Source organism: Pseudoalteromonas sp. OFAV1, assembly GCF_021532595.1.
GTDB lineage: Bacteria > Pseudomonadota > Gammaproteobacteria > Enterobacterales > Alteromonadaceae > Pseudoalteromonas > Pseudoalteromonas lipolytica_C.
Genome location: NZ_JAKGBG010000007.1, coordinates 29,292 through 41,889, shown reverse-complemented (window position 1 = coordinate 41,889; position 12,598 = coordinate 29,292). Strand labels below are relative to the sequence as shown.

At 39.0% G+C, this 12,598-nt stretch carries 9 protein-coding genes and 1 riboswitch; of the genes, 6 read left to right on the top strand and 3 right to left on the bottom strand.

Features of this window, described 5'->3' with window-relative positions; translation table 11 throughout:
• Positions 1-53: 53 nt before the first annotated feature.
• Positions 54-226: riboswitch (Lysine riboswitch) on the bottom strand.
• A gap of 88 nt (positions 227-314) precedes the next feature.
• Positions 315-1,565 carry a sodium:proton antiporter NhaD gene (gene nhaD / locus L1267_RS05805; protein WP_235382342.1) on the bottom strand — a complete coding sequence of 417 codons (1,251 nt, stop codon included), beginning with the start codon at positions 1,563-1,565 and terminating at the stop codon, positions 315-317.
• 148 nt (positions 1,566-1,713) lie between these two features.
• Between nhaD and L1267_RS05800 the strand changes: the two genes are divergently transcribed.
• The 6 genes from L1267_RS05800 (at position 1,714) to L1267_RS05775 (ending at position 10,417) form a co-directional block, all read left to right on the top strand.
• Positions 1,714-2,988, top strand: a complete 1,275-nt coding sequence (locus L1267_RS05800) for a hypothetical protein (RefSeq protein WP_235382341.1) — start codon at positions 1,714-1,716, stop codon at positions 2,986-2,988.
• A 2-nt stretch (positions 2,989-2,990) separates the two neighbouring features.
• Positions 2,991-3,536: a condensin complex protein MksE gene (locus tag L1267_RS05795; RefSeq protein WP_235382340.1), complete on the top strand. Its 546-nt coding sequence runs from the start codon at positions 2,991-2,993 to the stop codon at positions 3,534-3,536.
• Entirely contained in the window at positions 3,536-6,322 is a 2,787-nt protein-coding gene (locus L1267_RS05790; protein WP_138558566.1) for an ATPase, read from the top strand. The genes L1267_RS05795 and L1267_RS05790 overlap by 1 nt, the downstream gene beginning before the upstream one ends.
• A gap of 404 nt (positions 6,323-6,726) precedes the next feature.
• Positions 6,727-7,269 (top strand): DUF4136 domain-containing protein, encoded by a 543-nt coding sequence (locus tag L1267_RS05785; protein WP_235382339.1) that lies wholly within the window; start codon positions 6,727-6,729, stop codon positions 7,267-7,269.
• 588 nt (positions 7,270-7,857) lie between these two features.
• Positions 7,858-8,412 (top strand): DUF4136 domain-containing protein, encoded by a 555-nt coding sequence (locus L1267_RS05780; protein ID WP_135924267.1) that lies wholly within the window; start codon positions 7,858-7,860, stop codon positions 8,410-8,412.
• Between the two features lie 166 nt (positions 8,413-8,578).
• Positions 8,579-10,417 carry a TonB-dependent receptor plug domain-containing protein gene (locus tag L1267_RS05775; RefSeq protein WP_235382338.1) on the top strand — a complete coding sequence of 613 codons (1,839 nt, stop codon included), beginning with the start codon at positions 8,579-8,581 and terminating at the stop codon, positions 10,415-10,417.
• 63 nt (positions 10,418-10,480) lie between these two features.
• Here L1267_RS05775 and L1267_RS05770 read toward each other — a convergent pair whose 3' ends face one another.
• The gene (locus L1267_RS05770; RefSeq protein WP_235382337.1) at positions 10,481-10,966 is read right to left on the bottom strand and encodes a hypothetical protein; all 486 of its coding nucleotides are present in this window, start codon (positions 10,964-10,966) and stop codon (positions 10,481-10,483) included.
• A gap of 359 nt (positions 10,967-11,325) precedes the next feature.
• On the bottom strand, positions 11,326-12,504 hold the full coding sequence (locus tag L1267_RS05765) for a hypothetical protein (RefSeq protein WP_235382336.1): 1,179 nt from the start codon (positions 12,502-12,504) through the stop codon (positions 11,326-11,328).
• Between the last annotated feature and the right edge of the window lie 94 nt (positions 12,505-12,598).

Here is a 12,598-nt window from a genome sequence, read left to right as displayed (position 1 = left end):
CAGTAAATCAAGAAGAACTCGGCAAGGGGGTGCTTTGAAAATAAAGAGTAGTCCATGCCAGAAGCTCTCCACCTAGTTTGGTGACAGTTTTGAGGATTCAGCCCCATAAACCGAAAAATAACCGTGACGTCCGGATAATTTTCTCGGCGAGTACTTCCCTCATTAATGGTCATCGGCGTTCGTCACCTCACATTAACTACCTAAGTATCGCACCTCTTCTGAATGTTAAGTTAACACCTGGTTAAAATAACAAAGCCTGCTGTTAAAAGCAGGCTTCGAAAGTTAACGTTTAGACGTCTAGCTGTCAAGTTGTTTTATGAAATTAAACTGCCCGCTAAGTGCGAACCGTAATAACCAACGGTATAAGCAATTAATAAATAAACCGACATTTTAAGATAGCTCATAAAGGTCAGTGCTTTGACCTTACTCATGGCAATAATACCTGCCGCAGAGCCGATAATAAGCATTGAGCCACCTACCCCTGTTGCGTAAGTAAATGATAGCCATTGCTGTGGACTCATCACAATATCTGCTTTTAAGAGTGCTGCAGTTAAAGGTACGTTATCTACCGCCGCCGATAATAGCCCCATTAAGTAATTGGCATATTCAGGCGCCATCAATTCATAAAGGTGAGTAAATTTAGCAAGCATGCCAACTTCTTTTAATGCGCCAACCAGCAATAACACACCCACGAAGAACAATAAGGTGTCGTACTCAATTTCACGAATATAATCGATGATTTTTTTGTTCACATCTTTTTTGCGCATTAAAAATTGCGCAACCAAAAACATCAGTGATAAACCAAATAAAAAGGTTAATAGCGGTGGCACACTATAAAGTACGCTTAAAGTTAACGTGGCTATGATGGTCGAGAAGAAGATAACCGCAATGGTAATATCGGTTTTTTCAATACGACGAGCTGTTTGCTTTTCAAATACCACATTACCCGACATACCCACCGATAACATTGCCGCTAACAATGCAACACTTGCAAGTGCAGGTACAATTAATAATAACAAGTTAGCAATGGTGACTTTATCGTCTAAGAAAATCATCAGTGTTGTAACATCACCGGTGATCAGCGACACCCCACCCGAGTTAACACTGAATACAATTAAGGTTGCGTATTTTATTAATTTTTTAGGATCTAACTTCAGTGACATCACTACCGCAAGCGAGATTAAAGTTGCCGTTATGTTGTCTGATATCGATGAAAATAAAAACGCAAAACCACCAATCAAAAACATCAGCTTTCGTTCACTGATTTGATTTGGCATAATTTTATGCACAATATTCTGGATAAAGCCTTTAGAGTTTAAATACGCTACAAAGGTCATCGCAGCCATTAAAAATAGCCACAAAGTCGCGATTTCTAATATATTGTGATCCAGTTGATGTTGCATGGTTTCTGGGCTTTGCCCATGAATCGGAGAGATAAATAAGATAATCCAGCATAAAGTGCCAAAAAAAAGCGTCGTTTTGGCCTTGTTTACATGGATAATATCCTCTATAACGATAAGCAAAAATGCCACCGCTATCAGGGTTAGGATAAGTGGGGTTACCATGGTGTTTGAACAACCTTTATAATAATGTAAAAATTGTAAGACGAGTGTTTCGGCGCGGATTCTAGCAGCATCGACAGCATAAAACTATTCTCAATTACATAATTTACTACTAATCGCTAACACCAAAGTCTGAATTTACTGGAGCCTTATGATCCCAGCTAAAAAGTTATTAAATACCCTTACAGAGCATTGGGGGGTGTTAGAACTATTATTTAAACGTTTTAAAATGGCTGATTTCAGCTTGAAAGACGTACAAAATGCGATAAAACAAAAACAACCTACTTGGTCAAATGAACGCATTTATAAAGAAACAAATCGTTTATTGAATCAAGACATCATTATTCCACTGGCTAAGTCATCGCAGTTAGAAATCAACCGCGCGATCGCCGATTTTGCAACTTTCTTGCTACAAGAAGAGCACCTAGGTCTTGCCCAAGAAATTAGTGTGCTCGTTGATGACCTTGCTCGCCTTGGTAACCGCCTTGCTAAAGCGGGTGAAATTGAAGATTACGACGAGCTACGCCGCTTTAGCCGCATTATGGATGATCGGGTTCGCAAAATAATGAAATTGTTTGCCCATAATGAAAACGCAATTTTAAATATTGTTGAACAAGCCAAAGCTAACAACGCAGTGCAATCTTTGCAAAAGCGCTATCAAGCAGTCATTGAAGCGTTCGATGAATACATCGAGCCTATGCTGGAAATGGTGGATATTCGTGGTGACTTTCATGCTTGCTTTCATACCATCGAATTGCAAATTAGCACGCAAATAGAGCAAATTGACCGCCTAGGTAAGTCATATCAAGACAAGCGCATGCTTGAACAATTACGTACCCGTATTTTAGAAATGCATTTAATTGGTCGTGAAAGCTTACGTAAAAGCGCCGATATGCTGATGCCGCTGCGTGAAGAATTACGCCGCAATAACCTAATTACTCGCCAAGCAGCTAAAGTGCTTGGTTTAGTGCGTAAAAATGGCGTCGATAACATGTTAAGTGCAGTACAGCCTAACTTTGTTTCAGACGCGCAACGTTTTTCACTTGGTCAGCAACGTCATATCGTGGCCTATATGGCAGGCTTAGTTGACTTTGAGCACGATGAATATCAGCTTCCTGAACAGGATGATGTACCTGCGTATCAAAGTCCGCATATTCCTGATTACAACGATGCTAAAACCCAATTTAGAAGACGCTTTAAAAAAGCCAGCAAAAAAGCTCAGCCACTCCTTAGTTTTTTAGATGAAAGCTACCCAGATCTTGAGGCTGACGAAATGCTGTTCTTGTATCAAAAACTAATTAGCGATGGCGACCTTGAGATTAGCCAAAGCCAAGAGAAAGTAAAAATAAAAATTGCCCAGCAACACTTCTCTCTTTACCCATTTAACTCATCGATTGCTGACGATAAAAAAGCAACAGAGCAATAACCATGACAGATATTAATTTAGATGATTTAACGCATCTGCAAGCTATTAATAAAAAGCTCACATCAGGCTACCACATTAGCGAACAAGACACGCTGATGTGGCAAGAGCTTGATCAACACATTGATGCTTATCGCGCGTTATTTAACACCCTTGGCCATGACTTACAACATGATAGCCGTGGCTTTTACTATTTTGGCAGCGACGAAAGCACCCCAAATATGGGTAAAATTTCGCGTGCCATCGCACTGACTATCTACATCTTGATTGAGCACTATGCCAATACTGGTAAAGATCCAATGCGGGCCTTGTTTGACGAAGTAAACGACCTTGAACTAATGCAAACCTTAGTGCAAATCAACAAGCACCTGTTTGATCAATTAGAAATCTTTTCAGGCTCAGATTTACGCAAAGACGTTTACCTTCGTATGGTACGTTTAGGTCTTGCTCGCGAAGTAGAAAATGGCTTTATGCTGCAAGCACCTATTTATCGTTATATCGATGCATTAATGGAAGTAAACGAAGAAACCTACCTAGGAGATGACGAATAATGCAAAGCCAAAGCCTATACGGACTCAGCAAACTTGCGCTTTTAAATACCGCTGGCTATGCAAAATGCGTGATCCCGCTGGATAAAAGTAGTTCAATCTGTGCACCTAATAATACCGGTAAAAGCTCGGTAATTAATGCCCTGCAATTTCCACTGATCAATGATTTACGTTTAACAGAATGGGATGGCCACGATTTAGACGAAACCCGAAAATTCTACTTTTCGTCAGACCAATCCTATATTTTACTCGAAGCTGACCTACCTAATGGCCCTGTGGTGATTGGTGTTGCCGGCCTTGGTAAAATTGCTGGTTACGCGCATCAGTTTTTTTGCTACCAAGGTAAGTTGAACCTTGAACACTACACTCAAGGCAAAACCATTGTAAAATTCACCAAGCTTTTTAATCACTTAAAAGAGCAAGGCTTCAATCCAATTGAATTAAAAGCGCAGGAGCTAAACGCCCTACTCACTGGCGGCGCAACCCCATTTGATGGCGATATCAACTTAAAGATGATCCCCCTCAATAACGTGCAAGATTCAGCAATTTACAAAGAAATTTTCCGCCGTATCCTTAACTTGCATAAGTTAGGTGCCAGCGATGTTAAACGCTTTATGTTACGCGTATTTGAGCGTCATATGTCAAACTCACGGGTCGACTTTTATGAAGTGTGGCGACGTTCATTCGATAAAGTGAATCGCGCTAAACGTGAATTAAAAGCCCTTGAGTCAATGCAAGAGCCTATCGCAGCTCTTGAGTCTATGCTTGAAAACCAAACAGTTTTAAAAGGTAAGCTTGCTGCCTATGCGCCAAAAATTGACCAAGCACTGATTGACTTTGAAACCTATCAACAAGAGCAACTATCTGAGCTAAATATTGCCCTTGAAGATATCGAACACGAAAAGCATGAGTTCGAACAAAAGCAGCAGCTGTATATTCAGCAATCACGTGATATTGAACGTAAGCAAACACAAATTGAACAATGGTTTTTAGACTATCGAGCGCTTAAATCTGAGTTTGAATTGGTGAATAAAGCCACTTTAAAAGTAAGCCTTACGCAACTTAAGCAAGATTATGAATCGCTATCGCATTCATTAAGCAGTGCCCAAGGTCAAAGCTTACACACCCTTGATTACCGCATTAGCGAAACACAAAAGCAAATTAAGAGCTTAAAACTGCAGTTAAAGAATCTCGAGTTCAATTTATTCACTCGTATGCGTGAAGATTTATCTTTGAAAGAAGTTGAAGAGATTTCGCGTATTCTAAACCCAGATATCTTATCGTTTGCCACCACCAGCAATGGTGATGTTGAGATCACAGACGAAGATGCCTTTGGTGAGTTTTTAGAGCAGTTATCGGCCAATGTTAAAGGCGGTGTACTGACTCTTCCTGGCGCGACGATTAAACTTAAAAAGCTAAGTCCTGTGCAGATGCAAACGGGCGAAAATAAAGAGCAATTAACCGCGCAACTCGCTGCTCTTGAAAACTCACTGAAAGAGTTTAAACAGCAGCGTGAAGTCGCTGCGAATGTCGCCGAAAAGCAAAAAGAAAAAGATGCCCTATATGATGAGCTAATGGCCTCTGAAGAAGCATTAAAACGCTTTGAACAATTTGAAGTGATGCAGCAATCTGTCGATGCACAAACTCTACTAAAAGAGCAATTAAATGCAGAGCGCGAACAAGTTGACGACTACCTGCAAGACATTCAAAAGAACAGTGGTTCAATCAGCGACCGTCGCTCAATTATTAAATCGAAAAAAGATCTGCTTGCGCGTCAAGCTGACCGTTTACGCCAAGTTAAATCAGAACGTATTGATCACACGCTTGATTTTTATTCAGGCAAAGTGACGCCATACATGATTGAAATCAGTATTGATTTTGATAATTTAAGTGATCTTATTCATCACTTTAACAAAGACTGCCAAGAACTACGCAACTTTGATATCAACGTACGTAACACCTACATGCATATTTATAATGCGGGTATTACTAAGTTTGATAACGAAAACGATGAGTTTACTAAATACGAAAAGCTTATTAGCGCGTTTCATAACATTGATAACGAGCGCGATGCTGTTGAGCGTCAAGGCCGAGTTGCGTTAACCGAAGTAGCCGCCACCATTAAAGGATTGCGTGAAGACTTAGACCGCCTACGCCGCGAAATGAACAGCTTTAATAAAGGCATCAGTCAGCATCGGATCTCTAACCTTCAAGCATTCAAAATTAATGTTATTCCGCGCAAGATGTTAGTTGATAGCATTGATACCATTATCAGTACCTCAAACCAGTTTGAGCAAGGCGATACTCTAGACCTATTAAGTCAAGAGCCTTATAGCGAGTCTGCGGTAAACGAAGCGAAAGATCATTTAATTAAACTTGCCTCAGAAAAAGCAGGTTTAACACTGACCGACTTATTTGATATTCGTTTTGAAGTAGTAAATCGTGCTGGCGAAACTGAACACTTCGAAAAAATAGACTCAGCCGGCTCTAACGGTACTCGTATCACCATTAAGCTACTTTGTGGCATGCTGTTTATTCGTTATTTATTAAGTGATCAAGAGCAAAACCTGTATCGTATTCCGATTTATATCGATGAAGCAGCTGATATCGACCCACAAAACCAAAAAGCAATTATCGAAACCGCTCTTAGCTTTGGCTTTGTGCCGATTTTTGCCTCAGTTAAACCACAAGTCAGCTGTGATTACATCGTCCCAATTCGTACAGTGAAAGATGGTGCGCAAAACTGGGTTGATGAAAAAGACTGGATAGAAGTTGAACACAGTGCTTAATTGCAAAAATTAATCATTGCTGTAGTCAAGGATGGTTATACCCAAGCCACCTTAAGATGCAGCATTCAGCGTTTCACAGGTGCTTAATATCAAGGCGTTACTTTGCAACAATGGCAGTCCCTTTTAAGAAGTAACAACGATGAGAGTAAGTGCCTGAGAAGCGCCCAAAGGGTTGCTTTAAAAGCGATTTATAACTGCGTTATTGATTTTACTATTACTTGCAATCAATGCCTTGCCTAAATCGCTTTTAATCCCAACTGAAACTCGCACTTTGAGGTGGTTTGGGTATTTATTACAAACTATTACTGACTCTTTTGTAAATTTACCGTAAATCATTTAGTTGAATTATTACTGTTTTATGTTATTAATTTAAATGATGGAAATTTTGCCAAGGAGCAAACAATATGAAGAACTTATTAATCGCGACGGCTGTATTATTTTTAGCGGCCTGTGCTAAAACGCCTGACTGGGATTACGACAAATCAGCAGATTTTAGTAATTATAAAACCTTCTCATGGGTACCTAATGCGAGCCTAACTGAAAACGTAATAAACTATCAAATTAGCCCTTTAACGGAAAAACGTGTGCGTGAGGCCGTAAATGCTCAGCTTGAAAAAAATGGCATGAAGTTAGTTGATATGGCACAAGCTGATGTACTTTTAAACTACCATGCCTCGGTTGATACCAAAATTAATGTTCAAACAATGAACATGGGGTATAACTATTGGGGTGTTGGCCACAACACGTATACTGTTACGAATGAATATGATGTTGGCACATTGATTTTAGATGTTGTTGACAAATCATCAAATCAACTTGTTTGGCGTGGAGCTAAAGAAGGTCGTTTAAAAAAGAAACAGTCACCACAAGAGCGCACTGATGCAATCGTAGATACAGTTGCAGATATTCTTAGTAGCTTCCCACCACAAAAAACTGATAACATCTAAATTCTGTTTTAGTTGAAAAACCGTGCGCCTAGCACGGTTTTTTATTGTCGTTTGAAAAGTTCACCTTTTTCTCCTACATCGTGCTTTATAAGTCAAAATAACTATAAATAATTCGCAATACTTTCTGGACGAATGAGTTAGATAGAGCTCAAACACAGCATTCAATCCGAAAATTAATCATTGATTCAGTCAAGGATAATTATACCCAAGCCACCTCAAGATGCAGAATTCAGCGTTTCACAGGTGCTTAATATCAAGGCGTTACTTTGCAACAATGGCAATCCCTTTTAAGAAGTAACAACGATGAGAGTAAGTGCCTGTGAAGCGCCCAAAGGGTTGGTTTAAAAACGATTTATACTGCGTTATTGATTTTAACAATAGAACCACTATTACTTGCAATCAATGCCTTGCCTAAATCGCTTTTAATTCCAACTGAAACTCGCATCTTGAGGTTGTTTGGGTATTTATTACAAACTATTACAGTACTTTTTTGTAAATGTGCCATAGTTTTTAAATAATCATTCCGTTGAATTATTTTTATGTTATGTTATCAATCAAGTAGTGGAAATTTGCCAAGGAGCAAACAATATGAAGAACTTATTAATCGCGACGGCTGTATTATTTTTAGCGGCCTGTGCTAAAACGCCTGACTGGGATTACGACAAATCAGCAGATTTTAGTAATTATAAAACCTTCTCTTGGGTACCTAATGCGAGCTTAACTAAAAACGTAGCGAACTACCAAATTAGTCCTTTAATGGAAAAACGTGTGCGTGAAGCCGTTAATGCTGAACTTGAAAAAAGCGGTATGAAGCTTGTTGATATGGCACAAGCAGATGTACTGATTAACTATCATGCGTCAGTTGATACAAAAATTGATGTAGATACCTTCAACGTAGGTTACGGTGCACGCTGGAATTACTGGGGCATGGGTTATAACACGCAAACAACGACTCGCGAATACGAAGTGGGTACATTAATTTTAGACGTAGTTGACCGCGCTTCTAACCAGTTAGTTTGGCGTGGCGCTAAAGAAGGTCGTTTGCAAAAGAATCAATCACCTGAAAAGCGCACTGAAGTTATCAATGAAACCGTTGCTAACATTCTAAGTAACTTCCCACCGCAATCTATTAATCAAAACTAAACACCGTTTTAGTAAAAAGACCGCGCAATAATTAGCGCGGTTTTTTATTGCCTGCTGAAATCTGGTTGGAGTGGTATAACTCAGTGATTCAGATACAATACCCGCAATTTTCAGTGCGCCTAACTAGCCCACTACCCCAGATTAAACAAAATCAAGAGAGTTTTAGATGGTACGCGCAGTACAGCTTACACTTCCCGCTTTATTCGTCACTTGCTCAGTGCTAGCAGAAGACACCAACAACATTGAACAAATCACCGTTGAAGTTTCAGCAACCGCAAATAAAGAACCTGTAGGTACTTTTGATGCGCCGGTATCAAATTTAGAATATGACCCACGTGTCGATTTGCAATCGCGCAATATGGCTGAAGCACAAGCTGATGTAACCATTCGTGGTGGTATCTTTGAAAATACCGGCTTTCGTGTTGGTAGCAGTACGTTATTTGACCCTCAATCTGGCCACTACTTTGCTGAAATTCCAATTGCCCCACAGATGCTAACAGGCCCTTCAGTACTTACAGGTGCTGATAATGCCCTTTATGGTATGAATAGCTCGGTTGGCACAGTTTCATTTGGCTGGCGCCCTATCACAAGCACTGGCAGCGTTTCACTTGGCACAGGTACGAATGGCTTTAATTTACAAAGCATTCATGCTGCCCATAGCCAAAAGCTGGATAGTAAACCAGATTGGCGATTAGGTTTTGAGGGTGAATACTCACACTCAAAAAGCGATGGCTCAATTGAGAATGGCGACCACGACTTTGAACGTGCCTCAGCGCGTATTCAACTTGCAAGCTCTACCTCGCAAACCGATTTTATGTTTGGACGCCAAGAGAAGTTTTTTGGTTGGCCAAACCTTTACACACCATTTAATTTTAACGAAACCGAAGATCTTGAAACCAAGCTTTTCATGCTCAATCACAAGCAAATTTATGGTAAGGGCAATAGCCTTGAAGTGACTGGTTATTATCGCAAACATAACGACCATTATGTATTATCTCGTGAAAACCCAGCTATTTTTGAAGCGTTTCACGAAACCACGGTTAAGTCATTGGCACTCTCTGGGCGTCACCGCTTAAATAACCGCTATGCTATTAATTATGCTGGCCAATTTATTGCTGATGAAATTGAATCAACGTCTCTTGAAAACAACTTTACGTCACGCAATTACACTAAGCTCAGTATCTTACCTGAGTACAAGGCGGCCCTTGCAGCTAACAAAGAGCTTACTATTCGTATTGGTGCTGCATTTGATGATACAAACCGTGATAGCTCAGCTACCTCATTTATTGCCGATGCAAGTCTGAAAGTAGCTCATCAAAATGGCAGTGAACATACCTGGTATGCATCATACGCCGAAGCAACACAAGTTCCTGGTTATACAGCAATTGGCGGCAGTGAAACGGGCGGATTATTCAGAAGTAACTACAGCCTTGAGCGCGAAACCACCGATAACCTTGAACTAGGTTTACTGATTGAACAGTCTTCGTGGCGTTTAGATTCAGCTATTTTCTACCGCAAAGATAAAAACCTTACCGATTGGACATATCGCTTTGATGCAACCTCAGCTCGTTTTGCAAACCCGGTTGATATAGACACCTTCGGTGTTGAGTTTTTAGCGAATAAATCGTTTGAAAGCACTGAGTTGATTGCCAGCTACACCTATTTAGAGAAGTCAGAAGACTATGGTACGGCAGATATTGATGCGAGCTTTTATGCGCTGAACTACCCTGATCACCGTGTAACACTGGGCGCAGTATGGCAACCGATGGATGTGCTTGAGCTACGTATCGATAACGAATGGCGTAAACAACACAGTAACCGCCTACGTAGCTCTGATGATGAAGCCTTCTTTACACAGTTAACGATAAAATTCACACCTGCCCAGCTTGATAATGTGTTTGTTACCTTTGCAGCTGACAATATTTGGGATGAATCATTCGAAGAAGTACCGGGTACCCCCGGTCGCGGCGAGCAATATACTCTTAGCGCTACTTATACGTGGTAAGCAAAAACAATAATGCCAGTCAATTGACTGGCATTATTACTATTCATAAATAATATTATCTAGCTAAAAATTACTCACAAGCTTCGGTATTAAGCTCAAATAAGAAAGGATATTTTCTTTGTGGCTAAATTCATTCACACTTTGTTGATCAAAAAATTGTAAGCCCGAAAGCTCATTCTCAACTCGGCCTTCGAATGATTTTAACAACTGGCCTTTATCTACATTTAGTTTGATATTAAAAACTATAACGACACTCATCGTATTAGTTAGAAGAAATGAATTAAGGTCTACCCAATCAATCATTGAACTGGATATATTCGCTTCTTCAAATGCTTCTTTTAGTATGTTCTTTTTAATATCATCGGCCTGCATTACTTCTAACTCATCCCTTTGAAGGCCACCGCCAATAAGGCCAAGAAAATAAGTGTCTGACTTTGTTGATTTTTTACCAAACACAAAAAAGTCATCACTTGTCGAAATTAACGATCCTGTATTTATATGGTATGGAAAGTAACAACTCGCTAGGCTCTGCTGTTTGCTTAATTTCATTAAAGAGCGAATTGTAGAATATGAGATAGTGCTCAGCTTTAATTGCAATGAACCTTGTTGTATTTCATCGATATTTTCTAATCGATAATACTGCCCATCCCAAATATCAGTACCTGCGCTTTGCGCATCTGCTATAACCTCATGCCAATAATCTTTTAGAACTTGTTCGTAAAGGGCTATATTTAGGCTCTATTCCGATGCAATAACATCATAAGTTTCAATCTCCGAAACATTTTTTATTAGTATTTTAGAATTAGGTATCACAATTAATATTCCAAAAATTGTTACTCTATGAAGAATGCATATAAGCTGATAACAAGCTCACTTAATCTCTGAGTTTGGCGGCCGTTAGCATAGAGTTAAGGCTGGATGATATCCACACACTTAAAAATATATCCATGATCATGATTCTTCATTCTACAAGCATCTATAAAATGACTTCTTCGATTACTATTAAGCAAATGGTAATAGCTTGGTTCATATATAGAAAGTTTTTTAATAACTATCTTACCCTTCGGGTAATTTGAAGCCTTGACATTTTTATCGCCCGCGGTCATAAGGTTAAAATTAATGTTACTGCGTGACTGCTCAGCGGAGATTTCTCCTTTTAAAATATACTCTGTATTTTCATAAAAATTCTTAGCTAAAAATGACAAATTAGCGTGGGGTAATTTTATACTAAAAAAGCCATATTCATCGGTAACTACTTTTTTAAACAGCTTTTTTCTATTTAAAAAATAAGAGAAGGTGATTTCAACATTACCAACTGCAACATTACTATTTGAAGTTGGAGCGGTCAGTTTTCCATCTAACCTATAAGTATCCAAATAGAAATTAACTTCTCCAAAATAATCAACGTCCACTTTTTTACCTCTAGCAGAAACCATTAAAGTGAGTTCGCCAAATATAGCCCTTGAACTAAAAAATGATTTAAACTCCTCGAAAGACTTAGGTGTAAGTATGCCATCCTCAACATGGAAATAATGTGATATATCAACAGATGATTGTTTTTCTAGATTTATTTCTCTACCGTCAACTCTGGCTAAATTAATGATAAAAGAGGGATTTTCATCTATATCTATCGGTAATTTATTATGTGAGAACGAAATGTCAAAACTCGAGAAGTTTTTATCTATCGTATTTTCTGTAATACTGGAGACAGACATATTTGCCCACTCAGCATAACCATGATTTTCATTAAGGGGAATATACACTGAATTAGTTTGGTAGTTCTCTTCAGTTAAAGTCACCTCGCCAAATGAAGACACCCTGCCAATTAACGAAATTCTATTTTCTATAGTTGGGTCAACATTGAGTGTGATATTAACCGTATCAACCATTTCACCGACAAAATCACCATTAATGAAAACAAGCATATCATCAAAAAGGCTTTCTGAATCATCTATCGAGTCCCCATAATAGCCATTGTTATAGCCCATAGTTACATCAACTGTTACTGTCTCTATAGATGAAGAATTACATGTAATAGGCAAAAGAAAACAGGTAAAGCATAGAAAAGCTGAAATACAATTGACCATTATTTAATCCTTTAAACTAATGTCATTTTTTAACGTTAAACTCATAAAGATGAAAGAGCAATTATAATTTATTTATTTATTTAGAAACCCTTTC